Below are 24,574 nucleotides of genomic sequence, written 5' to 3' on the forward strand. Positions count from 1 at the left end.
CGCACTCCTCAGATTGACAGCTTCTTGACGCGCTTGCCGCCATATAGCAGGTTTACGATGGCACGCGTACCGACAATCGCGGTAAACATCGACGTCGCCACACCGATACCGGTAGTAATCGCGAACCCTTTAATTGCCCCGGTACCCACTGCGTACAGGATGATGACTTTAATCAGCGTGGTGATGTTCGCATCGAAGATAGAACTGAATGCGCCACGATAACCTTCATCAATTGCCTGTTGAACAGTACGTCCGTTGCTCAACTCTTCTTTAATACGTTCGTTGATCAGTACGTTCGCATCGACCGCCACCGCAAGGGTTAAGACGATACCCGCGATACCTGGCATACTCAGCGTTGCGCCTGGCAACAGCGACATAATGCCGACGATTAAGATCAAGTTGGCAATCAGAGCACTGGTCGCAATCAGACCAAACTTCTTATAGAAGATGATCATGAACAGAATAGAAACCAGCAGACCGGCAAGGCAAGCCTCCAGCCCCTGTTCAATGTTCTGCATACCCAGGGTTGGGCCAATGGTACGTTCTTCAACAATCTGAATCGGCGCGATCAACGCACCGGCACGCAGCAGCAGTGACAGCTGACGGGCTTCGTTCGGGTTGTTGATGCCGGTGATACGGAAGCTGTTACCCAGACGAGACTGGATGTTGGCGATGTTAATCACCTCTTCCTGTTTCACCAGAACCGCACGACCATTTGCATCTTTCTTACCGCTGTCTTTGTACTCCACAAACAGGGTTGCCATCGGTTTGCCGATGTTGTCCTTAGTGAAGTTAGACATGATGTTACCACCAGCGCTATCGAGCGAGATGTTAACCTGCGGTTGGTTGTATTCGTCCTGGCTGGAAGTGGAGTCGGTGATATGGTCACCGGTCAGAATTACGCGTTTGTACAGCACAACTGGCTGACCTTCGCGGGTCTGTTTCACTTCAGAGTCGCCCGGTACGCGACCGGATGCCGCAGCGGCCTGGTCAACGTTGGTGTTTACCAGACGGAATTCCAGCGTTGCCGTCGCACCCAGAATCTCTTTCGCACGCGCAGTGTCCTGAATACCTGGCAGTTCAACAACGATACGGTCAGCACCCTGACGCTGAACCACCGGCTCCGCCACGCCAAGTTGGTTTACACGGTTACGCAGGATATTGATGTTCTGCTGCACCGCATATTCACGCGCTTCACTCAGACGAGCATCGCTCATTACCGCACGCAGCTGGTTGCTGCCCTGGCTACTAATCACCAGGTCCGGATGGCGCTTGCTCAGATACGCAATGGCTTCATCACGAGCTTTAGCATCGCGGAAAGTAATGCTCAGGCCGTAGTTGTTTTCTTTACGAACGGTGGTATACGGGATGCCCTTTTCACGCAGATCGCTGCGCAGGCTATCGATATTTTGTTCCTGGAGTTTGCCAAGCGCGGTGTCCATATCCACTTCCATCAGGAAGTGAACGCCGCCACGCAGGTCAAGGCCGAGCTTCATCGGCTCAGCGTGAATAGCTGCCAGCCAGCGCGGCGTTGCCGGGGCAAGGTTAAGCGCCACGACGTATTTGTAACCCATAACGCCCATTAATGCTTCACGAGCGCGCAGCTGGGTGTCAGTGGAGTCGAAGCGCGCAAGAATAGCGCCCTCTTCCAGTGCCACAGACTTAGCAGTTATTTTTTCTTCTTGTAACGTTTTCTGGACCTGGATCAGCGTTTGCTCACTGGCGGCGACTCCGCGCGCACCAGTGATCTGAACAGCCGGATCCTCACCAAACAGGTTGGGAAGCGCATACAGCAGACCGATGACAATCACCACGATCAGCATGACGTACTTCCACAAAGGATAACGGTTTAACACGGCAATTCCCTTAGGGAAAAATTTTAATTACAGCGCCTTCATGGTGCCTTTCGGCAGGACGGCAGCTACGAAGTCACGTTTAATAACTACTTCAGTGGTGTCATTCAGCGCGATAGCAATGTAGCCGTTTTCCGCTACTTTGGTTACGCGACCAACCAGGCCACCGTTCGTCAGAACTTCATCACCTTTGGCAATGGAGTCCATCAGCTTTTTGTGTTCTTTGGTGCGCTTCTGCTGTGGACGCAGGATCATGAAATAGAAAATCAGACCGAATACCACCAGCATCAAAATCAAAGACATCGGGCTACCTTGCGCCGGTGCACCCGTTGCCGCTACCGCATCAGAAATAAAAAAGCTCATTAAATTTCCCTCATTATTAATATTAATCAACGTTCAAAGGTGGTACTTCTCGCCCCTGACGCTGGTAAAAATCAGTTACGAAGCTCTCTAATTTACCCTCTTCAATAGCCTTGCGTAAACCCGCCATCAAACGCTGGTAGTAACGAAGGTTATGAATGGTGTTGAGTCGCGCGCCTAATATTTCGTTGCAACGGTCAAGATGATGCAAGTAAGCGCGTGAATAATTGCGACAGGTGTAGCAATCACACTCAGGATCGAGTGGGCCAGTATCGCTCTTATACTTCGCATTGCGGATTTTCACCACGCCATCGGTCACGAACAAATGACCATTTCGGGCGTTGCGGGTTGGCATTACGCAGTCAAACATATCGATACCACGACGTACGCCTTCAACCAGGTCTTCTGGTTTACCAACGCCCATCAGGTAACGCGGTTTGTCTGCCGGAATTTGCGGGCATACATGCTCCAGAATGCGGTGCATATCTGCTTTCGGCTCACCCACAGCCAGACCGCCGACAGCGTAGCCATCAAAACCGATATCTACCAGACCTTTAACAGAAATATCACGTAAATCTTCGTAAACGCTGCCCTGAATGATACCAAACAGCGCATTTTTGTTTCCGAGACTGTCAAAACGCTCACGGCTACGCTTCGCCCAACGCAGAGACATCTCCATGGAGCGTTTTGCGTAATCCCAGTCAGCAGGATACGGCGTACACTCATCAAAGATCATGACGATATCCGAACCAAGATCGTACTGAATCTCCATTGATTTTTCAGGATCGAGGAAAATCGGATCGCCGTTGATCGGGTTACGGAAGTGCACGCCCTGTTCGGTGATTTTACGAATATCGCCAAGGCTGAAGACCTGGAAACCGCCGGAGTCGGTGAGGATCGGCCCCTTCCACTGCATAAAATCGTGCAGATCGCCGTGCAGTTTCATGATTTCCTGGCCCGGGCGCAGCCACAGGTGGAAGGTGTTGCCGAGGATAATTTGCGCGCCAGTGGCTTCAACTTCTTCCGGCGTCATCCCTTTTACGGTGCCGTAGGTGCCAACAGGCATAAAACAAGGCGTTTCCACTACGCCACGATCAAAGACCAGGCGGCCACGGCGTGCGCGACCGTCGGTGGTGTCCAGTTCAAATTTCATTTTTTCTCCACTACGTCAGAAAAACAGTCCAACGTTTTAAACCAGCGCCGCGGAATTACTCCCCGACGCGCTCATTAATTGCCTGCGGATTGTACGTGATAAACATCGCATCACCGTAACTAAAAAAGCGATATTTCTCTTCTACCGCTGCTTTATAGGCGTTCATGGTGTGTTGATAACCGGCAAAGGCCGAAACCAGCATAATCAGCGTCGACTCTGGCAAGTGGAAGTTCGTCACCAGCGCATCGACCACTTTGTACTGGAAGCCCGGATAGATAAAGATTTGGGTATCGTCGAAGAACGGTTCAATGAGATCGTTTTTCGCTGCCTGAGCCGCGCTTTCCAGCGAACGTACTGAAGTGGTGCCAACCGCAATCACCCGGTTACCGCGCGCTTTCGCCGCCAGTACCGCGTCTACCACATCCTGCGGTACTTCAGCGTATTCCGAGTGCATGATGTGATCTTCAATGGTGTCGACGCGCACCGGCTGGAAGGTGCCCGCACCAACGTGCAACGTCACAAACGCCATCTCCACGCCTTTGGCGCGCAATTTTTCCAGCAAAGGCTCGTCAAAATGCAGACCAGCGGTCGGGGCTGCAACCGCGCCCGGTTTTTCGCTATAAACGGTTTGATAAAGTTCGCGGTCAGCGTCTTCGTCCGGACGGTCGATATACGGCGGCAGCGGCATATGGCCGATACTGTTGAGGATATCCAGTACCGAACGATCATCATTGAATTCGACTTCAAACAGTGCGCCGTGGCGCGCGGTCATTGTTGCGTTAATACTTTCGTCATCGCCCAGCAGCAGTTCTGCGCCAGGTTTTGGCGCTTTCGAGGCGCGAATATGCGCAAGAATGCGTTTGTCGTCGAGCATCCGTTCAACCAGCACTTCAATCTTGCCGCCGCTGGCTTTACGCCCAAACAGGCGCGCCGGGATCACGCGGGTATTATTAAAAACCAGAAGATCGCCGGGGTTGAGCTCATCAAGTAAATCGGTGAAAGTACCGTGCGTCAGCGCGCCCGTCGGCCCGTCCAGCGACAGTAAACGACAGCTACTGCGTTCAGGCATGGGATAGTGGGCAATCAGGGATTCGGGCAATTCAAAGGAGAAATCGGTAACGCGCATGACACTGACTCAGACTAAAATAAGAGGCGGGTAGTCTAGTGCCGGGGCGCTCTCCCTGCAACCTTTACCCCCTTTTGGATAGAATATAATCGATGAATTTTTTAGCTCACCTGCATTTAGCCCATCTCGCGGAAAGCTCGCTTTCCGGCAATTTACTGGCTGATTTCGTACGCGGAAATCCTGAAGAAAGTTTTCCGCCCGACGTCGTGGCTGGCATTCATATGCATCGACGTATCGACGTATTAACCGACAATCTGCCGGAAGTCCGCGAAGCACGGGAATGGTTTCGTAGTGAAACTCGCCGCGTTGCGCCTATTACGCTGGATGTCATGTGGGATCACTTTCTTTCCCGCCACTGGTCGCAGCTGTCGCCGGACTTTCCGCTACAGGAATTTGTCTGTTATGCCCGCGAGCAAGTGATGACGATTTTGCCGGACTCACCGCCACGTTTTATCAATCTGAACAATTACTTGTGGTCAGAGCAGTGGCTGGTGCGCTATCGCGATATGGATTTCATCCAGAACGTGTTAAACGGCATGGCAAGCCGCCGCCCACGTCTGGATGCCCTGCGTGACTCCTGGTACGATTTAGACGCTCATTATGACGCCCTCGAAACCCGCTTCTGGCAGTTTTATCCGCGGATGATGGCGCAGGCGTCACACAAGGCGTTATAAAACGTTAGTTCATCCATACCGTAGCCGAAATGGCAGGCAAAGCCAGAATCCCGTTTGTCAGTTGCCCATGGCCTTCTTTGCGTTGCCATTGCGCGACATTAAGAAACGGTGACGCGGGGAGCACCACTTCACAGGCCTCGCCACGGTTGATTGCCACCAGTACACGTTGCTGATTCAGCACGCGGACAAATACCACTACGTTATCTTCCGCATACAGCACCTGACAGCCGCCACGACGCAGCGCCTGACTTTTCTTACGCAGCGCAATCATTCGCTGGTACAGCGCGAATAACGCCGTATCCTGCTTTTCCACCTGCCAGGGGAACGGTTTACGGCAAAACGGATCGTTTTTGCCATCCAGTCCTACTTCATCACCGTAATAAATGCACGGTACACCAGGCCAGGTGAACAGCCAGACCACCGCCAGCGGCAGGCGCGCAATATCCCGACCGAGCAGCGTTTTAAATCGCGCAGTATCGTGGCTGTCGAGCTGATTAAACATACGTAATTGTTGTTGATGAGAAAGCCCTGCGCGGTAATTATCCATCCAGGCCATACAGGTTTGGGCATCAATTTGCTGCGGATCGTAAGAGATATCGGTATTGGCAAGAAATCCCCACAACGGGAATGTGAAGCCACGATAGTTCATGGCGGCATCTTCCACATCGGCCTGTAACCATTGCCGTGCATCGCCAAAATGTTCGCCGACAATATACGCTTCCGGCTGGGTTTCTTTCGCCGCTTCGGTGATCCCAGCAACGTGCTGCATATTATTGCGCGCCCCACCCGCCTCCCCCAGCATATGCACCACATCCAGCCGCCAGCCGTCCATACTCCACGGCGCTTTCAGCCAATGGCGGACAATACTGTCTTCCCCGCGATAAATTTCATTCACCAGACTTTCCGACTGATAATCCAGCTTCGGCAAGCTGGCATAGCCAAGCCAGTCGAGCGCCGTGCCATCATCACTAAACGAGTACCAGTCGCGCCAGGGCGATTCAGGGTTGTGACAAGCTCCCCCCGTGCCACGATTGTGCCTGTCAAACCAGGCATGGGAATCGCCACTGTGGTTAAACACGCCATCCAGCACCAGCCGCATTCCCAGCTGCTGCGTATTGTGGCGTAAGCGCAGCAACGCCCCATCACCGCCAAACTGCGGATCGACATGGCGATAATCCTCGGTATCGTATTTATGTACGCTGGGAGCTTTAAACACCGGATTGAGATACAGCGCCGTCACGCCAAGCTTTTTCAGATACGGCAGTTTTTCGCTTATCCCGTCCAGATCGCCGCCATAGAACGTTGATCCGCCCGCCTGCGCCGTGACCGGTTCATCCCAGTCACGCAAGATGATCTCTTGTCCGGCTGCATGATGGTAATAGACATGATCCTGTTCAGCTTCACGAGGAAGACTACGCGCAAAACGATCAGGGAAGATCTGATAAAAAATCTGATCCGCAGCCCATTGTGGGCCGATATCCGGTACATCGACGGCAAACTGCTCCAGTCGTGCCGGCGGCATTCGGCTGAAGCCCTGCGGTGTAAACCAACGCTGGCGATCGTGCCACAGCAGTTTGAAACTGTAACGCCGCCGGGGTTGTCCGCTGGAGAGATCAATCGCCGCACGCCATGCGGTGACGCCAGGCTGCTGCTGACTGCGCTGCTTATGCATCGATACTGACATTTCTTCGTTATCGTGTTCTGTACGCAGCATAATGCGCTGCGGTGGGACTTCGCCCGTCAGCCACAGTGTAATGAGCAGTTGATCTTTGCTTTGTTTAACAAATGGGGGCACCGGCAGGTGCCATGCATTTAACATCATAATTCCCCTGTGATGAAAATCTGATCACCTTGCCATAGCCTAATGCAGGATCACTCATCATCTGAAGGATATTTGGGGGAGGAGGACGGGGGCGGATAACTTTCGGAATAGCCGGATCAGGATTTCCTCCTGAACCGGCTTACAGAACGCAAGTATTATTGGTTTTCAGCCAGCTGACGATCGTGGCGGCGTTTAAACATCCAGCCAATCAACAGCACAACAATCCACGCGAAACCGACATACAGCGAGATACGCGTATCCGGGTGATAACCAATCAACCCGATAATAAAGAGCAGGAAAATCAGCCCGCCGATGGTCGTTGCTACCCCACCCGGCACTTTAAATTTCAGCGCCTTAACTTCTTCTGGCGGCAAACGGCGACGGAAGGCAATTTGCGACAGCAGGATCATAATCCACACCCACACCGTGGCGAAGGTTGCCAGCGAAGCGATCACCAGGAAGACGTTTTCCGGCATGATGTAGTTCAGATACACCGCAAACAGCAGCGCGGTAGTCATCACCAGCACCGTAACCCACGGAATACCGCGACGCGACGTTTTGCTGAAAATTTTCGGCGCGCTGCCCTGCTCTGCCATACCGTGGAGCATACGGCCTACGCCAAATACATCACTGTTAATTGCCGACAGCGAAGCAGTCAGCACAACAAAGTTAAGAATGCTGGCGGCAAAGGTAATGCCCATATGCTGGAACGTCAGCACGAACGGGCTACCGGCAGTGCCAACCTGATTCCACGGGTAGATAGACATAATGACGAACAGCGTACCGACGTAGAACACCAGAATACGCATCGGCACGGAGTTAATCGCACGCGGTATCGATTTCTCAGGATCTTTCGCTTCACCGGCGGTAATCCCGATAATTTCGATCCCACCGTAAGCAAACATCACCATTTGCAACGACATTACCATGCCAAGCCAGCCGTTACTGAAGAAGCCGCCGTTGCTCCACAGGTTATGAATACCGGTCGGTTGCCCGCCGTTGCCAATCCCCCAGATGATGATGCCGAAACCGGCGACAATCATGATGATGATGGTGGCGACTTTAAAGAACGAGAACCAGAATTCCAGCTCACCGAAGACCTTCACGCTCATCAGGTTTACGGCGCAAATGATCAGCACCACGCTCAGTACCCAAATCCAGTGCGGCACCGTCGGGAACCAGACACCCATATAGATACCAAAAGCGGTCACATCGGCGATGGCGACAATAAGGATTTCAAAGCAGTAGGTCCATCCGGTAATGTAACCTGCCAGCGGGCCGAGGTTTTCCTGCGCATAACGCGAGAAAGAGCTGGCGGCCGGGTTATGTACCGACATTTCCCCCAGCGCACGCATAATGATATACGCCGCGATACCACCGATAATATAGGCCAACAACACGCTCGGACCGGCCATTTTGATGGCGTCTGCCGAACCGTAAAACAGCCCGGTGCCAATTGCTGAACCCAGTGCCATAAAGCGTATGTGGCGGGTACTTAGCCCACGCTTTAGCTTGTTCTTACTTTCCATCAATTCCTAACCCATCAACACAATAAAAAACCACGGGGCATCGCAGCCCCGTGGTTAAAACAAATGTTCAGTGATTTAGTGAGCGCTGGAGGTCACCTGACGACCTGCCGCGCGATCCCAGATAATGGCCAGAACCACCATCACCACTGTTGGCATTAACCACGCCAGACCTTGTTCGGCCAGCGGTAAACGCTGCGCCCAGGACGGTAAGATATCGCTGAATGCAGATGCTTTGATCCCGTCGAGAATACCAAAAAGCAGGCTGATAAACATCGGCGGAGCAATCACGCGGGACGAATTATGCCACCATGAGCGTGTAAAACTTAATACAACCAGTGCGATACACGGCGGATAAATAGCGGTCAGCACCGGTACGGAGATCTGGATCAGCTGGCTTAAGCCGAGGTTAGAAACCACCATCGAGAAGCCGCCGAGGATAAACACCAGCGTACGATAAGAGAGCGGTACGTACTGGGCAAAGAATTCTGCACAAGCACAGGTCAGGCCAACTGCCGTTACCAGGCAGGCGATGAAGATTAACGCCGCCAGCAGGAAGCTACCGCCGCCGCCAAAGGTGTGCTGAACGTAAGCATGCAGAATAGCAGCGCCGTTTGCAGACTGATCGACCAGCGACGCGCTGTCTGAACCCAGACGGAACAGCGCCAGGTACAGCAGAGTCAGACCAACACCCGCCATCAGGCCAGCCCAGACGGTATAACGGGTCAGCAGACGCGCTTCGGTAACGCCACGAGAACGCGCCGCGTTAACAATAACGATACCAAACACCATTGCGCCCAGCGTATCCATGGTCAGATAGCCGTTAACGAAGCCGTTAGAAAACGCAGCGTTTTGATAAGCCTCAGTCGCCGTGCTGATAGAACCCGCCGGCCAAACAATCGCGGCAACAGACAGGATGACCAGCGCGATAATTTTCAGCGGCGCAAGGAAGTTGCCCACGGTATCCAGCAGCTTGCCCGGATAGAGCGAAACCAGAATAACGATAGCGAAATAGACCAGGCTGTAGATAAACAGCGGCAGCGCGGAATCACCAGTCAGCGGCGCAATCCCCACTTCAAAGGAAACGGTAGCTGTACGCGGCGTAGCGAAAAGCGGCCCCACCGCCAGGTAACAAACCGTTGCCAGCAGCACGCCAGCGACTTTACCGATTGGCGTGCTGAGGCTGTCAACACCGCCGCCAACTTTTGCCAGCGCCACTACCGTTAATACCGGCAGGCCAACGGCAGTAATGAGGAAGCCGAATGCCGCAGTCCAGACGTGTTCGCCTGCCTGCAAGCCGACCATTGGAGGGAAAATAATGTTACCTGCGCCGACGAACAACGCAAATGTCATAAAGCCCAGAGCGATGATATCGCGCGATCTTAATTGATGGGTCATAAATCATACTGCCTGTGGATGTGGTGTTGTAACGTTAAATTTTTGTGCCAATCCCTGGGGATGATACAGCGGTATATTTAAACAATTTTAGCGGGAAATACTCCCAACCAGGCGCGGCGAAGAATAGTTTTTCGATTTACCGCGTTAATGCAGTCAGTATGACAGCACCTGAAGCGCAATTTAAACGCTTATAACGTTTTAAAGCAAGGAGGGATCTAAAAACCAGAGGTATATAGCGATAAGAAATCACCAACCAGTATAAAACACTATTTCCGTGAAAAAGACATGGCTAATCATGCGAACAAAAAATCACCAACCGTTGTAAAATCTAACGCCCATATTTTGACTGCAAAGAAAATAAGCCAGCATCGGCTGGCTTATGGCAATAAAAGATGACAAAGGCGGATTAATCGCTGTTTTTGGCAATTAAACGTTCCGGGATAACAAAACTGAAACGTGTTCCTTTTCCTACTGTACTCTCAATATTCAGGCGACTTTCGTGATGATTCACAGCATGTTTCACGATCGCTAACCCTAATCCGCTACCGCCGGTTTGCCGGGAACGCGCTTTATCAACGCGATAAAAACGCTCGGTCAGGCGCGGAATATGCTCCGCTGCAATGCCCGGTCCGTTATCTTCAACGCTAAATTCGGCACCGTGCGGCACTCGCTGCCAGCGTACGGTGATATGCGTGCCTTCCGGCGTATGATTCACGGCGTTATAGACCAGGTTCGAAATCGCACTGCGTAGCTGATCTTCGTTGCCAGACACCTTGAGGCCGCTATCTATCTCAAAGGTAAATGTCTGTTTTTTCTGACTCAGAGTCTGAGCCTCACGCTCAACAACGCGCAGCATCATCGGCACATCAACCTTTTCATTGAGCAAATGCGTCGGTGCGGCTTCTATTTTCGACAGCGTCAGCAACTGCTTCACCAGCCCTTCCATCCGCTGGGTCTGCTCGCGCATGGTGTGCAACGCTTTTTCGCGTACCGCGCCTTCCAGCGGCTGCTCATCCATCATCTCCAGGTAACCCTGTAACACGGTCAATGGCGTACGTAACTCATGGCTCACGTTGGCAAAAAAGTTACGCCGCGCCCCTTCCAGTTGATGCATTTGCGTGACATCACGCGCCACCATCAGCAACTGTTTGTGGGTATAAGGCATGACGCGAATTTCCAGATGCCGCCCGGTGTTGAGCACCAGATTGAGCGGGCGAGAAAAATCACGCGTTTTCAAATATTGCGTAAACTCCGGGTAACGCAGCAGGTTAAGGATGTTCTGCCCGTTATCTTCCGGCCAGCGCAAACCAAGAATCTGTTGCGCCAGACCGTTACACCAGAAAATACCGCCCTCTTCCGTGGTCAGCACCACCGCGTCGGGCAGCGACTCCGCGCCGCTACGAAAGCGTTTAATCAGATTGCCCAGTTCACGGCGGCGTTTTTTATTTCGCAGCTGCATCTGGTGTAAGCCGTATAGTAGCGGTTCCCAGCTACCACGCCCCGGTGGCGGGGTCATACTGCGATCCACCCACAGCCACCATGAAAGGCGCAATAAATTCCAGAAATGCCAGATAAGCAGTCCTGTTACCGATGCCAGCAAAAACCAGGGCAGGTAACCAAAAAATGCACCCAGGATGAAAGCCGGGAGGCAGCAAAGTAGCAGCTCCAGCACCAGCCTTTTCCACGACAGCCGTTCCAGCACGTAAGATACTCCAGTTAAGAAATCATAAGCCCTGCTCTGCGTCCGATGAGCAAGGCGTTAAAAGCGGGTTGAAAAACGATATCCTGTACCGCGCACGGTCTGCACCATGCGATCATGCCCGCCTGGCTCCAGTGCTTTACGCAGGCGACGAATGTGGACATCGACCGTACGATCTTCCACATACACGTTGGTTCCCCAGACGTGGTTTAACAGCTGCTCGCGGCTGTATACGCGCTCAGGATGCGTCATAAAAAAGTGCAGCAGTTTAAATTCTGTCGGCCCCATCTCCAGCGGCTCTTCACCCGCCATCACCCGGTGAGATGTCGGGTCGAGACTTAGCCCCTGCATCTCGATCACCTCTTCCACCGCCATTGGCGAAATACGGCGCATTACCGCTTTGATTCGCGCCACCAGCTCCTTCGGCGAAAACGGCTTGGTGATATAGTCATCCGCCCCGGTTTCAAGGCCGCGCACGCGATCTTCTTCTTCCCCTCTGGCGGTCAACATCACCACTGGAATATCCCGGGTCATCGACTCGCGCTTGAGGTGTTTGATGAACTGGATACCGGAGCCGCCAGGTAACATCCAGTCAAGGAGAATTAAATCCGGCCAGGGTTCATTCAGTTGATTCACAGCACTGTCATAATCTTCCGCTTCGACCGGCTGAAAGCCATTTTGTTCGAGCACGAAGCAGACCATTTCGCGAATTGGAGCTTCATCTTCTACGACCAGAATACGTCTCGCCATGATTTGCCCTGTTGTAATAAATAGGTTGCGATCATTAATGCGACGTCATTATGCGTCAGATTTATGACAGATTTATGAAAAGCTCGTCGCACATATCTTCAGGTTATTGATTTCCGTGGCGCAGAAAAAAGCAAATGGCACATCTGTTTGGGTATAATCGCGCCCATGCTTTTTCGCCAGGGAACCGTTATGCGCATCCTTCACACCTCAGACTGGCATCTCGGCCAGAACTTCTACAGTAAAAGCCGCGAAGCTGAACATCAGGCTTTTCTTGACTGGCTGCTGGAGACAGCACAAACCCATCAGGTGGATGCGATTATTGTTGCCGGTGATGTTTTCGATACCGGCTCGCCGCCCAGTTACGCCCGCACGTTATACAACCGTTTTGTTGTCAATTTACAGCAAACTGGCTGTCATCTGGTGGTACTGGCAGGAAACCATGACTCGGTCGCCACGCTGAATGAATCGCGCGATATCATGGCGTTCCTCAATACTACCGTGGTCGCCAGCGCCGGACATGCGCCGCAAATCTTGCCTCGTCGCGACGGGACGCCAGGCGCAGTGCTGTGCCCCATTCCGTTTTTACGTCCGCGTGACATTATTACCAGCCAGGCGGGGCTTAACGGTATTGAAAAACAGCAGCATTTACTGGCAGCGATTACCGATTATTACCAACAACACTATGCCGATGCCTGCAAACTGCGCGGCGATCAGCCTCTGCCCATCATCGCCACGGGACATTTAACGACCGTGGGGGCCAGTAAAAGTGACGCCGTGCGTGACATTTATATTGGCACGCTGGACGCGTTTCCGGCACAAAACTTTCCACCAGCCGACTACATCGCGCTCGGGCATATTCACCGCGCACAGATTATTGGCGGCATGGAACATGTTCGCTATTGCGGCTCCCCCATTCCACTGAGTTTTGATGAATGCGGTAAGAGTAAATATGTCCATCTGGTGACATTTTCAAACGGCAAATTAGAGAGCGTGGAAAACCTGAACGTACCGGTAACGCAACCCATGGCAGTGCTGAAAGGCGATCTGGCGTCGATTACCGCACAGCTGGAACAGTGGCGCGATGTATCGCAGGAGCCACCTGTCTGGCTGGATATCGAAATCACTACTGATGAGTATCTGCATGATATTCAGCGCAAAATCCAGGCATTAACCGAATCATTGCCTGTCGAAGTATTGCTGGTACGCCGGAGTCGTGAACAGCGCGAGCGTGTGTTAGCCAGCCAACAGCGTGAAACCCTCAGCGAACTCAGCGTCGAAGAGGTGTTCAATCGCCGTCTGGCACTGGAAGAACTGGATGAATCGCAGCAGCAACGTCTGCAGCATCTTTTCACCACGACGTTGCATACCCTCGCCGGAGAACACGAAGCATGAAAATTCTCAGCCTGCGCCTGAAAAACCTGAACTCATTAAAAGGCGAATGGAAGATTGATTTCACCCGCGAGCCGTTCGCCAGCAACGGGCTGTTTGCTATTACCGGCCCAACAGGTGCGGGGAAAACCACCCTGCTGGACGCCATTTGTCTGGCGCTGTATCACGAAACTCCGCGTCTCTCTAACGTTTCACAATCGCAAAATGATCTCATGACCCGCGATACCGCCGAATGTCTGGCGGAGGTGGAGTTTGAAGTGAAAGGTGAAGCGTACCGTGCATTCTGGAGCCAGAATCGGGCGCGTAACCAACCCGACGGTAATTTGCAGGTGCCACGCGTAGAGCTGGCGCGCTGCGCCGACGGCAAAATTCTCGCCGACAAAGTGAAAGATAAGCTGGAACTGACAGCGACGTTAACCGGGCTGGATTACGGGCGCTTCACCCGTTCGATGCTGCTTTCGCAGGGGCAATTTGCTGCCTTCCTGAATGCCAAACCCAAAGAACGCGCGGAATTGCTCGAGGAGTTAACCGGCACTGAAATCTACGGGCAAATCTCGGCGATGGTTTTTGAGCAGCACAAATCGGCCCGCACAGAGCTGGAGAAGCTGCAAGCGCAGGCCAGCGGCGTCGCGTTGCTCACGCCGGAACAAGTGCAATCGCTGACAGCGAGTTTGCAGGTACTTACTGACGAAGAAAAACAGTTACTTACCGCGCAGCAGCAAGAACAACAATCACTAAACTGGTTAACGCGTCTGGACGAATTGCAGCAAGAAGCCAGCCGCCGTCAGCAGGCCTTGCAACAGGCGTTAGCCGAAGAAGAAAAAGCGCAACCTCAACTGGCGGCGCTCAGTCTGGCACAACCGGCACGAAATCTTCGTCCGCACTGGGAACGCATCGCAGAACACAGCGCGGCGCTGGCGCATACTCGCCAGCAGATTGAAGAAGTAAATACTCGCTTACAGAGCACAATGGCGCTTCGCGCGAGCATTCGCCACCACGCGGCGAATCAGTCAGCAGAATTACAGCAGCAGCAACAAAGCCTGAATACCTGGTTACAGGAACACGACCGCTTCCGTCAGTGGAACAACGAACTGGCGGGTTGGCGTGCGCAGTTCTCCCAACAAACCAGCGATCGCGAGCATCTGCGGCAATGGCAGCAACAGTTAACCCATGCTGAGCAAAAACTTAATACGCTTGCGGCGATCACGTTGACGTTAACCGCCGATGAAGTTGCTAGCGCCCTGGCGCAACATGCCGAGCAACGCCCACTGCGTCAGCGCCTGGTCGCGCTGCATGGGCAGATTGTTCCCCAACAAAAACGTCTGGCGCAGTTACAGGTCGCTATCCAGAATGTCACGCAAGAACAGACGCAACGTAACGCCGCACTTAACGAAATGCGCCAGCGTTATAAAGAAAAGACGCAGCAACTTGCCGATGTGAAAACCATTTGCGAGCAGGAAGCGCGCATCAAAACGCTGGAAGCTCAACGTGCACAGTTACAGGCGGGTCAGCCTTGTCCACTTTGTGGTTCCACCAGCCACCCGGCGGTCGAGGCGTATCAGGCGCTGGAGCCTGGCGTTAATCAGTCTCGATTACTGGCGCTGGAAAACGAAGTTAAAAAGCTCGGCGAAGAAGGTGCGGCGCTGCGCGGGCAACTGGATGCATTAACGAAGCAGCTTCAGCGCGATGAAAACGAAGCGCAAAGCCTCCGACAAGATGAGCAAGCACTTACTCAACAATGGCAAGCCGTCACGGCCAGCCTCAATATCACCTTGCAGCCACAGGACGATATTCAACCGTGGCTTGATGCACAAGATGAGCACGAACGCCAGCTGCGGTTACTCAGCCAACGACATGAATTACAAGGGCAGATTGCCGCGCATAATCAGCAAATTATCCAGTATCAACAGCAAATTGAACAACGCCAGCAGCAGCTCTTAACGGCATTGGCGGGTTATGCACTGACATTGCCACAGGAAGATGAAGAAGAGAGCTGGTTGGCGACACGTCAGCAAGAAGCGCAGAGCTGGCAGCAACGCCAGAACGAATTAACCGCGCTGCAAAACCGTATTCAGCAGCTGACGCCGATTCTGGAAACGTTGCCGCAAAGTGATGATCTCCCGCACAGCGAAGAAACTGTGGCGCTGGATAACTGGCGGCAGGTTCATGAACAATGTCTCGCATTACACAGCCAGCAGCAGACATTACAGCAACAGGATGTTCTGGCGGCGCAAAGTCTGCAAAAAGCCCAGGCGCAGTTTGACACCGCGCTACAGGCCAGCGTCTTTGACGATCAGCAGGCGTTCCTTGCGGCGCTAATGGATGAACAAACACTAACGCAGCTGGAACAGCTCAAGCAGAATCTGGAAAACCAGCGCCGTCAGGCGCAAACGCTGGTCACTCAGACAGCAGAAACGCTGGCACAGCATCAACAACACCGACCTGACGGGTTGGCTCTCACTGTGACGGTGGAGCAGATTCAGCAAGAGTTAGCGCAAACTCACCAAAAGTTGCGTGAAAACACCACGAGTCAAGGCGAGATTCGCCAGCAGCTGAAGCAGGATGCAGATAACCGTCAGCAACAACAAACCTTAATGCAGCAAATTGCTCAAATGACGCAGCAGGTTGAGGACTGGGGATACCTGAATTCGCTAATAGGTTCCAAAGAGGGCGATAAATTCCGCAAGTTTGCCCAGGGGCTGACGCTGGATAATTTAGTCCATCTCGCTAATCAGCAACTTACCCGGCTGCACGGGCGCTATCTGTTACAGCGCAAAGCCAGCGAGGCGCTGGAAGTCGAGGTTGTTGATACCTGGCAGGCAGATGCGGTACGCGATACCCGTACCCTTTCCGGCGGCGAAAGTTTCCTCGTTAGTCTGGCGCTGGCGCTGGCGCTTTCGGATCTGGTCAGCCATAAAACACGTATTGACTCGCTGTTCCTTGATGAAGGTTTTGGCACGCTGGATAGCGAAACGCTGGATACCGCCCTTGATGCGCTGGATGCCCTGAACGCCAGTGGCAAAACCATCGGTGTGATTAGCCACGTAGAAGCGATGAAAGAGCGTATTCCGGTGCAGATCAAAGTGAAAAAGATCAACGGCCTGGGCTACAGCAAACTGGAAAGTACGTTTGCAGTGAAATAACTATTCAGCAGGATAATGAATACAGAGGGGCGAATTATCTCTTGGCCTTGCTGGTCGTTATCCTGCAAGCTATCACTTTATTGGCTACGGTGATTGGTAGCCGTTCTGGTGGTTGTGATGGTGGTATGAAAAAAGTCATTTTATCTTTGGCTCTGGGCACGTTTGGTTTGGGGATGGCCGAATTTGGCATTATGGGCGTGCTCACGGAGCTGGCGCATAACGTAGGAATTTCGATTCCTGCTGCCGGGCATATGATCTCGTATTATGCACTGGGGGTGGTGGTCGGTGCGCCAATCATCGCACTCTTTTCCAGCCGCTACTCACTCAAACATATCTTGTTGTTTCTGGTGGCGTTGTGCGTCATTGGCAACGCCATGTTCACGCTCTCTTCGTCTTACCTGATGCTTGCCATTGGTCGCCTGGTTTCCGGCTTTCCGCATGGCGCATTTTTTGGCGTCGGCGCGATCGTGTTATCAAAAATTATCAAACCCGGAAAAGTCACCGCCGCCGTGGCGGGGATGGTTTCCGGGATGACAGTCGCCAATTTGCTGGGCATTCCGCTGGGAACGTATTTAAGTCAGGAATTTAGCTGGCGTTACACCTTTTTATTGATCGCTGTTTTTAATATTGCGGTGATGGCATCGGTCTATTTTTGGGTGCCGGATATTCGCGACGAGGCGAAAGGAAAGCTGCGCGAACAATTTCACTTTTTACGCAGCCCGGCCCCGTGGTTAATTTTCGCCGCCACGATGTTTGGCAACGCAGGTGTGTTTGCCTGGTTCAGCTACGTAAAGCCATACATGATGTTTATTTCCGGTTTTTCGGAAACGGCGATGACCTTTATTATGATGTTAGTTGGGCTAGGGATGGTGTTGGGAAATATGCTAAGTGGCAGGATTTCAGGACGTTATTCACCACTGCGCATTGCAGCAGTGACTGACTTTATAATTGTACTGGCACTGCTGATGCTCTTTTTCTGCGGCGGCATGAAAACAACGTCGCTTATTTTTGCTTTTATTTGTTGCGCGGGATTATTTGCCCTTTCAGCACCTCTGCAAATATTATTACTACAAAATGCCAAAGGCGGAGAGTTATTAGGTGCCGCAGGTGGGCAAATAGCGTTTAACCTTGGTAGCGCCGTCGGCGCATATTGCGGTGGTATGATGCTGACGCTGGGGCTGGCATATAATTACGTGGCGCTGCCTGCCGCCCTGCTTTCGTTTGCTGCGATGTCGTCATTGCTGCTGTATGGTCGCTATAAGCGCCAGCAAGCGGCGGATAGTCCGGTGCTGGCGAAACCACTGGGGTAGATTGCAGTCACGTTGCGCGTTGCTTATTGCCGGATGCGGCGTGAACGCCTTATCCGCCCTACGCGGTTCCGGCACATTTTGTAGGCCTGATAAGACGCGGCAAGCGTCGCATCAGGCATGATGCGCCAATTGCCTACGTTTTTTACTCTTGTGGCCATAACCACGCAGCGCCGCGTACGCCGCTGGAATCACCGTGCTTCGCCTTACGCACCGGCGTTTCACATTCGCCGCCGAAGACAAATTGTTTAATCAACTGCCCAACCGTTTGATATAAACGGTCTACATTGCTCATCCCCCCCCCCAGGACAATCACATCCGGATCGAGAATATTCACGACATGTGCCAGCGATTTTGCCAGCCGCAGCTCGTAGCGACGCAATGCCAGTTCCGCTACCGGATCGCTTTCTTCAACCAGGCGGATAATTTCACTGCCTTTCAGCGCATGTCCGCTCAAACGACGATAATCCGTCGCGAATCCCGTGCCCGAAATAAAGGTTTCAATACAACCTTGTTTACCGCAATAACAAGGGACTTCCTCGCGATAACGCAGTTCGTCTTCGTCCATCCACGGTAGCGGATTGTGTCCCCACTCACCTGCCGTGCCATTGCCGCCGATATGCGCCCGCCCATTGAATGCCACGCCCGCGCCGCATCCCGTGCCGATAATCACGGCAAATACTGTCTGCGCTCCCGCTGCCGCGCCATCTACTGCTTCTGAAACCGCCAGACAGTTGGCGTCATTTGCCAGCCGCACTTCCCGCTGCAACCTCGCGCTTAAGTCTTTATCGAATGGCTGACCGTTGAGCCAGGTTGAATTGGCATTCTTAACCACACCGGTGTAAGGCGAAATTGAGCCAGGAATGCCCATACCTACCGTTCCGCGCTGCCCTGTCGCCTGCTCCGCCATATCAACCAACGTGGCGATCGTTTCAATAGTCTGCCGGTAATCATCACGCGGCGTGGGCAGACGATGGCGGTACAACTGCTCCCCTGCATCGCCCAGTGCAATCACTTCAGTTTTGGTGCCGCCTAAATCGATACCTATACGCACGGTACTCTCCTTATTTTTTTCAATATCAATAGCGTAGAGACGGACAACCGGATTGGCAATGCAAGGCCGCCGACAATTCGTTATCATGCCCGCTAAATTTAACGACAAGGCCGTGGAAATTATCATGCTGTGGTTCAAAAATTTAATGGTTTACCGTCTTAGCCGCGAGATTTCGCTGCGTGCAGAAGAGATGGAAAAACAGCTAGCCTCGATGGCATTTACCCCATGCGGCAGCCAGGACATGGCGAAGATGGGCTGGGTTCCTCCGATGGGATCGCACAGCGATGCGTTAACGCACGTTGCCAATGGTCAAATTGTTATCTGCGCGCGCAAAGAAGAAAAAATCCTCCCGTCTCCGGTGATTAAACAGGCGCTGGAAGCGAAAATCGCCAAACTGGAAGCGGAACAGGCGCGTAAGCTGAAGAAAACCGAAAAAGATTCGCTGAAAGACGAAGTGCTGCACTCTCTGCTGCCGCGTGCTTTCAGCCGTTTTAGCCAGACAATGATGTGGATCGACACGGTTAACGGTTTGATTATGGTGGACTGCGCCAGTGCCAAAAAAGCGGAAGATACGCTGGCATTACTGCGTAAAAGCCTGGGGTCGTTACCGGTTGTACCATTGAGCATGGAAAACCCGATTGAACTGACGCTGACCGAATGGGTTCGCTCCGGTAGTGCGGCACAGGGCTTCCAGCTGCTTGATGAAGCCGAGCTGAAATCGTTGCTGGAAGATGGCGGCGTGATCCGCGCGAAGAAACAAGATCTGACCAGCGAAGAGATCACCAATCACATTGAAGCCGGAAAAGTGGTGACTAAACTGGCGCTCGACTGGCAGCAGCGCATTCAGTTTGTGATGTGCGACGATGGTTCGCTTAAGCGTCTGAAGTTCTGCGACGAGCTGCGCGATCAAAACGAAGATATCGACCGTGAAGATTTCGCCCAGCGTTTTGATGCCGATTTCATCCTGATGACTGGTGAACTGGCAGCGTTAATTCAAAACCTGATTGAAGGATTAGGTGGCGAAGCACAACGTTAATTGCTGATTTTCCTTTAATGCCGGATGCGACGCCTGCCGCGTCTTATCCGGCGTACGAAGCCACACCAGGCATATAATTATTCGCTACGGCGGGCAATAATTTTTAGCGCAGCAATATTATGCGTTTTATGCTGTAACTTGCTCCATGGACGTTGTGTCATTGTTTTTCCTCAAGCCAGTGACGCGCTTCACTGCGAATTTTCCGCATTGCCCCGGTTTTCACTAAATCCCGTAACAGCGAAAGATCGGGTTGTTCGACAAATAAGAGTAATGATGGATCCTCTTTTAACCACGTCGTTTTCACATCGGCAGCGAGCTGTGGATTATTCATAGCTAGCGACCGATGCCGAGACTCGGTCAATGTCGTTAACAACGACGCCGGGGTATGTGCGTTGCGTAATGCCGTTTGGCGCAAATGATCATTGCGACTTTGCAGCAATGCACGCCACCATTCATCATCTGATTTATCTTTTATCGTAGCCAGTTCCGCAACAATATCTGGAGATCTTCACTGATATTTATATCAACCTTGATGAATTATGAATATATCGGAAATTGAAAAAATCGCAGCAAAGGAAATATTATTATGGGTTAAAGAGAGGATATTTCAGAAAAATGCCCTCCCGTTCAAGGGGAAGGCGAGGAATTACAGATAGCGGCACAGATAAGAGGTGGGTTCGGCAACTTGCAGATGAAACTCACTGTGACCGGGAACATTAAACACCGAACCGGCTTCATACACCTGCCAGTCGGTCGCGTCAGGCAGTAACACATTCAGCGCGCCACTGATTACCGTCATCTCTTCCGGCTCAGCGGTGCTGAAGGTGTATTCGCCTTCAACCATAACACCCACGCTGGCGCGACCAGTGCTGCTGCTGGAAAAGCCGATTGATTTCACTTTGCCGGAAAAGTACTCATTACTTTGAAGCATAAACTGGCCCTGTCTGGTAGTTGAACATCTACTTCACTATAGGGGCCAGAGGCGCTGGCTGTCACGCAAAATTACACCAGTAATTCCGCAGCCAGCCGTGCAATCAATACGTTAGACAGCAAGACAGGAACATCGAGCTGTTTTTGCAGTAAATCGCGATGACGTTGGTGAAATCCTAAACAATCCAGCATGATGACATCAGCCCCTTTTGCCAGTAATTCTTTCCCGGCATCAATGATTTTTTGTTCTGAATCATGAATGGGGTTGCCCAATGAAAATACCGGCGATTTCTGCAAAATTTGCCATTTTTGCGCCTGAACGGTCAGCATCTCCTCAACCGGAACGATAACCCCCACCTGATGATCTTCAACAATAGAGGAAACCAGTGGAGGCAATATTCGCGACGGCTCAAGAAAGATCGTATTACGCGCAGTCATACTACTAATGTTTGCTGTACTCATTAATAAAATGACGTCATAACCCTGATTATCGAGCACTTCAACCACACCTTGCAGGTCTCGCTCCACTTTACGACGCGAAACATGGGCCAGCTGGTTGTCATTTAATAATGTGAGAATGGTGTCTTCGCCTGCTTCTGGCGCGTACTCCGCCATCACTTCTTCACGACTTAACTTCCCCAGCAAGCTATGATGGGAAATATTATCTTCGTCAATGTATTCCGTCAGGAGCGGCAAAACCTCCTGCATAGGTACAATGCCGATGGTCAGGATCGCCAACGACGCACTCATTGTTCATCCACCTTACTTTTCTTTCGTCGTTAATTACCGGGCAAGTGTGAAGCACCACTGCTGACACTTACTTGTGCTACAAATGACAAAAAGCGTAGCAGCAGACGTGCACGGCATAATGTAAAGATTCCAAATGATTCCAGTAATGGATTGTTATTGTTTAATATTCTAATTATTAGAAAAACATGAATTATGAAAAATGTGACGCAGATCCCTTGTAGTGGCACTCAGAATCCCTTCCGAGCAGTCTGATGCGGTCACTCTTTGTCAGGGTCCTCATAGCGTTTTTTCGCATCCATCGCTTCCTGAGCCGTCGGATGTTCACTGATCAACGAGTCTGGTTTAGGATGATCGGCTCTGAGTTGGTACCAGGTTACCGTCTGTCCTGGCTTTCCTTTTTCAATCGTCACTATATATGCTTCACGAGGATAAGGCGGTTTCGTTGGCATCGTTCTTCCTTATTTCACGGGATGAACGTTAAGTATAGGCGCTCTAAAATCAACAATTGATCGTCTGTGCCAGGGCGCTACGAATTTCAGAAATCACCTGGCTGGGTTCGTTTGTTGCGTCGATGATAATATGCGCAACTTCGCGATATAGCGCATCGCGTTCTTCCAGCACTTCCTGAACTTCTTCGCTCAGCGGTTTTCCCGTTAAGGTTGGCCGTAAATCTTCTTCCGGTGCAGCTTGCAGTCGGTTAACCAGGACTGATACTGGCGCACACAAATAAACCACGATCCCGTTATTTTGCATGAAGTGACGATTAAATTCCGTCAGAATAATGCCGCCGCCTGTAGCGATAACGGTGGATGGCGCAGTTACCGCTTCCAGCGCCGCCGTTTCTCTGGCGCGAAATCCCGCCCACTCTTCCCTTTCGACGATCTCCGCGACCGTCATATTGAGCTGTGATTGCAACCACTGATCGGTATCGACAAACCGACGGTTAAGCGAATCGGCAAGGGCCATTCCGACCGTTGTTTTACCACAGCCCCGAGGCCCGATCAGAAAAAGAGGTTGTGTCATCGTGGGTTTTCCCCAATAGGTCGCAATGCGGCGAAAGCCGGTGTCATGAGAATAGCGATCATACCATCAAACTAGTACAATTTCGATTGTAAAGAAAAAATTCCACTTAAAGTGAAAATATCAATACATCCCTTACTATACCAATAAATATTCAAGAATGAAGTGTAAATAATAAATTACATTTAGCCACGACTACGTTGCACTTCCAGCCACCACTTCTCCAGCTCCGCGGCAAAGGCCTGGCGGTCACGTTGTGAAAGGCTATCTGGTCCGCCGGTCTGGATCCCACTGGCACGTAAGGTATCCATAAAATCGCGCATCGTCAGGCGCTCACGAATGGTCGCTGGCGTGTAACGTTCGCCGCGCGGATTAAGCGCCGCTGCGCCTTTCTCGATGGCTTCAGCAGCCAAAGGTATATCTGCGGTGATCACCAAATCGCCCGCTTCACACTGCCGGACAATTTCGTTATCGGCAACGTCGAAACCTGCCGCGACGCGCAGCGTACGAATAAATCGCGATGGCGGCACGCGTAAACTCTGGTTTGCTACCAGTACCAGCGGCATCTGCATACGTTCCGCCGCGCGATACAAAATCTCTTTAATTACATTGGGACACGCGTCGGCATCCACCCAAATTGTCATAAAGTCATCCTTTGTTGGGTAATCCTCTATTGTGTCGCGCTTTTGCCTTCCGGCATAGTTCTGTTTATGCTTCTGCCAGCGATTATCAAAACAATGAATTTCACGGCAGGAGTGAGGCAATGGAAAAGAAAATCGGTTTTATTGGCTGCGGCAATATGGGAAAAGCCATTCTCGGCGGTCTGATTGCCAGCGGTCAGGTGCTTCCAGGGCAAATCTGGGTATACACCCCCTCCCCGGATAAAGTCGCCGCCCTGCATGACCAGTTCGGCATCAACGCCGCAGAATCGGCGCAAGAAGTGGCGCAAATCGCCGACATCATTTTTGCCGCCGTTAAACCTGGCATCATGATTAAAGTGCTTAGCGAAATCACCTCCAGCCTGAATAAAGACTCTCTGGTCGTTTCTATTGCTGCAGGTGTCACGCTCGACCAGCTTGCCCGCGCGCTGGGCCATGACCGGAAAATTATTCGCGCCATGCCGAACACTCCCGCGCTGGTTAATGCCGGGATGACCTCCGTAACGCCAAACGCGCTGGTAACCCCAGAAGATACCGCTGATGTGCTGAATATTTTCCGCTGCTTTGGCGAAGCGGAAGTAATTGCTGAGCCGATGATCCACCCGGTGGTCGGTGTGAGCGGTTCTTCGCCAGCCTACGTATTTATGTTTATCGAAGCGATGGCCGACGCCGCCGTGCTGGGCGGGATGCCACGCGCCCAGGCGTATAAATTTGCCGCTCAGGCGGTAATGGGTTCCGCAAAAATGGTGCTGGAAACGGGAGAACATCCGGGGGCACTGAAAGATATGGTCTGCTCACCGGGAGGCACCACCATTGAAGCGGTACGCGTACTGGAAGAGAAAGGCTTCCGTGCCGCAGTGATCGAAGCGATGACGAAGTGTATGGAAAAATCAGAAAAACTCAGCAAATCCTGATGACTTTCGCC

22 protein-coding genes and 1 pseudogene are annotated in these 24,574 nt (G+C 52.1%); 6 read left to right on the plus strand and 17 right to left on the minus strand.

The features are described 5' to 3' along the window. Positions 1-8 precede the first annotated feature (8 nt). From secD to queA, 4 genes are read right to left on the minus strand one after another with little or no spacing between them, the layout of a single operon-like run. A complete protein-coding gene (gene secD / locus HGD79_RS09845) occupies positions 9-1,856 on the minus strand; it encodes a protein translocase subunit SecD (RefSeq protein WP_168848378.1) in 1,848 nt (615 codons plus the stop codon). Between the two features lie 27 nt (positions 1,857-1,883). Then, the gene (gene yajC, locus HGD79_RS09850; RefSeq protein WP_000007629.1) at positions 1,884-2,216 is read right to left on the minus strand and encodes a preprotein translocase subunit YajC; all 333 of its coding nucleotides are present in this window, start codon (positions 2,214-2,216) and stop codon (positions 1,884-1,886) included. Between the two features lie 22 nt (positions 2,217-2,238). Then, positions 2,239-3,366 (minus strand): tRNA guanosine(34) transglycosylase Tgt, encoded by a 1,128-nt coding sequence (tgt, locus tag HGD79_RS09855; protein WP_000667319.1) that lies wholly within the window; start codon positions 3,364-3,366, stop codon positions 2,239-2,241. 55 nt (positions 3,367-3,421) lie between these two features. Next, the gene (gene queA / locus HGD79_RS09860; protein WP_001266482.1) at positions 3,422-4,492 is read right to left on the minus strand and encodes a tRNA preQ1(34) S-adenosylmethionine ribosyltransferase-isomerase QueA; all 1,071 of its coding nucleotides are present in this window, start codon (positions 4,490-4,492) and stop codon (positions 3,422-3,424) included. A gap of 92 nt (positions 4,493-4,584) precedes the next feature. Here queA and acpH point away from each other — a divergent pair, with 92 nt between their 5' ends. Next, positions 4,585-5,166 (plus strand): ACP phosphodiesterase, encoded by a 582-nt coding sequence (acpH, locus tag HGD79_RS09865; protein WP_001009884.1) that lies wholly within the window; start codon positions 4,585-4,587, stop codon positions 5,164-5,166. Positions 5,167-5,170: 4 nt separating this feature from the next. On the opposite strand, the gene malZ is transcribed toward acpH, so the two are convergent. The 5 genes from malZ to phoB all read right to left on the minus strand — a co-directional run bounded on the left by malZ (position 5,171) and on the right by phoB (position 12,361). Then, a complete protein-coding gene (malZ, locus tag HGD79_RS09870; protein WP_001367178.1) occupies positions 5,171-6,988 on the minus strand; it encodes a maltodextrin glucosidase in 1,818 nt (605 codons plus the stop codon). A gap of 155 nt (positions 6,989-7,143) precedes the next feature. Beyond that, a complete protein-coding gene (gene proY, locus HGD79_RS09875) occupies positions 7,144-8,517 on the minus strand; it encodes a proline-specific permease ProY (RefSeq protein WP_001295329.1) in 1,374 nt (457 codons plus the stop codon). Positions 8,518-8,592: 75 nt separating this feature from the next. Continuing rightward, positions 8,593-9,912 (minus strand): branched-chain amino acid transporter carrier protein BrnQ, encoded by a 1,320-nt coding sequence (gene brnQ, locus HGD79_RS09880; protein WP_000149639.1) that lies wholly within the window; start codon positions 9,910-9,912, stop codon positions 8,593-8,595. 406 nt (positions 9,913-10,318) lie between these two features. After that, the gene (phoR, locus tag HGD79_RS09885) at positions 10,319-11,614 is read right to left on the minus strand and encodes a phosphate regulon sensor histidine kinase PhoR (RefSeq protein WP_000893605.1); all 1,296 of its coding nucleotides are present in this window, start codon (positions 11,612-11,614) and stop codon (positions 10,319-10,321) included. Between the two features lie 57 nt (positions 11,615-11,671). Next, positions 11,672-12,361: a phosphate response regulator transcription factor PhoB gene (gene phoB, locus HGD79_RS09890; RefSeq protein ID WP_000113933.1), complete on the minus strand. Its 690-nt coding sequence runs from the start codon at positions 12,359-12,361 to the stop codon at positions 11,672-11,674. Between the two features lie 189 nt (positions 12,362-12,550). On the opposite strand from phoB, the gene sbcD reads away from it, so the two are divergent. The 3 genes from sbcD (at position 12,551) to araJ (ending at position 18,203) form a co-directional block, all read left to right on the plus strand. Further along, positions 12,551-13,753, plus strand: coding sequence for an exonuclease subunit SbcD (gene sbcD / locus HGD79_RS09895; protein ID WP_001221319.1), 1,203 nt, complete (start codon positions 12,551-12,553; stop codon positions 13,751-13,753). After that, positions 13,750-16,893 (plus strand): exonuclease subunit SbcC, encoded by a 3,144-nt coding sequence (gene sbcC / locus HGD79_RS09900; protein ID WP_000698917.1) that lies wholly within the window; start codon positions 13,750-13,752, stop codon positions 16,891-16,893. The genes sbcD and sbcC overlap by 4 nt, the downstream gene beginning before the upstream one ends. A 125-nt stretch (positions 16,894-17,018) precedes the next feature. Beyond that, positions 17,019-18,203 (plus strand): MFS transporter AraJ, encoded by a 1,185-nt coding sequence (gene araJ / locus HGD79_RS09905; RefSeq protein WP_001306939.1) that lies wholly within the window; start codon positions 17,019-17,021, stop codon positions 18,201-18,203. Positions 18,204-18,345: 142 nt separating this feature from the next. Here araJ and mak read toward each other — a convergent pair whose 3' ends face one another. Next, on the minus strand, positions 18,346-19,254 hold the full coding sequence (gene mak, locus HGD79_RS09910; RefSeq protein ID WP_001219312.1) for a fructokinase: 909 nt from the start codon (positions 19,252-19,254) through the stop codon (positions 18,346-18,348). Positions 19,255-19,378: 124 nt separating this feature from the next. On the opposite strand from mak, the gene rdgC reads away from it, so the two are divergent. Next, positions 19,379-20,290, plus strand: coding sequence for a recombination-associated protein RdgC (gene rdgC, locus HGD79_RS09915; RefSeq protein ID WP_001298537.1), 912 nt, complete (start codon positions 19,379-19,381; stop codon positions 20,288-20,290). Positions 20,291-20,367: 77 nt separating this feature from the next. Here the strand turns inward: rdgC and HGD79_RS09920 are convergent, their stop codons facing one another. The 7 genes and pseudogenes from HGD79_RS09920 to HGD79_RS09950 all read right to left on the minus strand — a co-directional run bounded on the left by HGD79_RS09920 (position 20,368) and on the right by HGD79_RS09950 (position 23,634). Then, positions 20,368-20,451, minus strand: coding sequence for a hypothetical protein (locus tag HGD79_RS09920; protein ID WP_122367828.1), 84 nt, complete (start codon positions 20,449-20,451; stop codon positions 20,368-20,370). Further along, positions 20,448-20,789: pseudogene (locus HGD79_RS09925) on the minus strand (DUF2773 domain-containing protein); the annotation flags it as partial. The gene HGD79_RS09920 and the pseudogene HGD79_RS09925, both read right to left, overlap by 4 nt. Before the next feature lie 147 nt (positions 20,790-20,936). Next, a complete protein-coding gene (ppnP, locus tag HGD79_RS09930; protein ID WP_000941942.1) occupies positions 20,937-21,221 on the minus strand; it encodes a pyrimidine/purine nucleoside phosphorylase in 285 nt (94 codons plus the stop codon). Positions 21,222-21,292: 71 nt separating this feature from the next. Beyond that, positions 21,293-21,970, minus strand: coding sequence for an AroM family protein (locus HGD79_RS09935; RefSeq protein ID WP_001276422.1), 678 nt, complete (start codon positions 21,968-21,970; stop codon positions 21,293-21,295). 257 nt (positions 21,971-22,227) lie between these two features. Continuing rightward, positions 22,228-22,419 (minus strand): protein YaiA, encoded by a 192-nt coding sequence (yaiA, locus tag HGD79_RS09940; protein ID WP_001142439.1) that lies wholly within the window; start codon positions 22,417-22,419, stop codon positions 22,228-22,230. Between the two features lie 49 nt (positions 22,420-22,468). Further along, positions 22,469-22,993: a shikimate kinase AroL gene (aroL, locus tag HGD79_RS09945; RefSeq protein ID WP_000193393.1), complete on the minus strand. Its 525-nt coding sequence runs from the start codon at positions 22,991-22,993 to the stop codon at positions 22,469-22,471. A gap of 182 nt (positions 22,994-23,175) precedes the next feature. Then, positions 23,176-23,634 (minus strand): YaiI/YqxD family protein, encoded by a 459-nt coding sequence (locus HGD79_RS09950; RefSeq protein ID WP_000158159.1) that lies wholly within the window; start codon positions 23,632-23,634, stop codon positions 23,176-23,178. Between the two features lie 119 nt (positions 23,635-23,753). On the opposite strand from HGD79_RS09950, the gene proC reads away from it, so the two are divergent. Continuing rightward, entirely contained in the window at positions 23,754-24,563 is an 810-nt protein-coding gene (gene proC / locus HGD79_RS09955; RefSeq protein ID WP_001295331.1) for a pyrroline-5-carboxylate reductase, read from the plus strand. Positions 24,564-24,574 lie beyond the last annotated feature (11 nt).

Source organism: Escherichia sp. SCLE84 (assembly GCF_012584495.1).
In the GTDB taxonomy this organism is placed as follows: Bacteria; Pseudomonadota; Gammaproteobacteria; order Enterobacterales; family Enterobacteriaceae; genus ECMA0423.

Bases quoted from the DNA above. Each gene is read 5' to 3' on its own strand.
- yajC (WP_000007629.1), bottom strand. From the start codon at position 2,216: ATGAGCTTTTTTATTTCTGATGCGGTAGCGGCAACGGGTGCACCGGCG.
- tgt (WP_000667319.1), bottom strand. From the start codon at position 3,366: ATGAAATTTGAACTGGACACCACCGACGGTCGCGCACGCCGTGGCCGC.
- queA (WP_001266482.1), bottom strand. From the start codon at position 4,492: ATGCGCGTTACCGATTTCTCCTTTGAATTGCCCGAATCCCTGATTGCC.
- acpH (WP_001009884.1), top strand. From the start codon at position 4,585: ATGAATTTTTTAGCTCACCTGCATTTAGCCCATCTCGCGGAAAGCTCG.
- malZ (WP_001367178.1), bottom strand. From the start codon at position 6,988: ATGATGTTAAATGCATGGCACCTGCCGGTGCCCCCATTTGTTAAACAA.
- proY (WP_001295329.1), bottom strand. From the start codon at position 8,517: ATGGAAAGTAAGAACAAGCTAAAGCGTGGGCTAAGTACCCGCCACATA.
- brnQ (WP_000149639.1), bottom strand. From the start codon at position 9,912: ATGACCCATCAATTAAGATCGCGCGATATCATCGCTCTGGGCTTTATG.
- phoB (WP_000113933.1), bottom strand. From the start codon at position 12,361: ATGGCGAGACGTATTCTGGTCGTAGAAGATGAAGCTCCAATTCGCGAA.
- sbcD (WP_001221319.1), top strand. From the start codon at position 12,551: ATGCGCATCCTTCACACCTCAGACTGGCATCTCGGCCAGAACTTCTAC.
- sbcC (WP_000698917.1), top strand. From the start codon at position 13,750: ATGAAAATTCTCAGCCTGCGCCTGAAAAACCTGAACTCATTAAAAGGC.
- araJ (WP_001306939.1), top strand. From the start codon at position 17,019: ATGAAAAAAGTCATTTTATCTTTGGCTCTGGGCACGTTTGGTTTGGGG.
- rdgC (WP_001298537.1), top strand. From the start codon at position 19,379: ATGCTGTGGTTCAAAAATTTAATGGTTTACCGTCTTAGCCGCGAGATT.
- HGD79_RS09920 (WP_122367828.1), bottom strand. From the start codon at position 20,451: ATGACACAACGTCCATGGAGCAAGTTACAGCATAAAACGCATAATATT.
- ppnP (WP_000941942.1), bottom strand. From the start codon at position 21,221: ATGCTTCAAAGTAATGAGTACTTTTCCGGCAAAGTGAAATCAATCGGC.
- HGD79_RS09935 (WP_001276422.1), bottom strand. From the start codon at position 21,970: ATGAGTGCGTCGTTGGCGATCCTGACCATCGGCATTGTACCTATGCAG.
- yaiA (WP_001142439.1), bottom strand. From the start codon at position 22,419: ATGCCAACGAAACCGCCTTATCCTCGTGAAGCATATATAGTGACGATT.
- aroL (WP_000193393.1), bottom strand. From the start codon at position 22,993: ATGACACAACCTCTTTTTCTGATCGGGCCTCGGGGCTGTGGTAAAACA.
- HGD79_RS09950 (WP_000158159.1), bottom strand. From the start codon at position 23,634: ATGACAATTTGGGTGGATGCCGACGCGTGTCCCAATGTAATTAAAGAG.
- proC (WP_001295331.1), top strand. From the start codon at position 23,754: ATGGAAAAGAAAATCGGTTTTATTGGCTGCGGCAATATGGGAAAAGCC.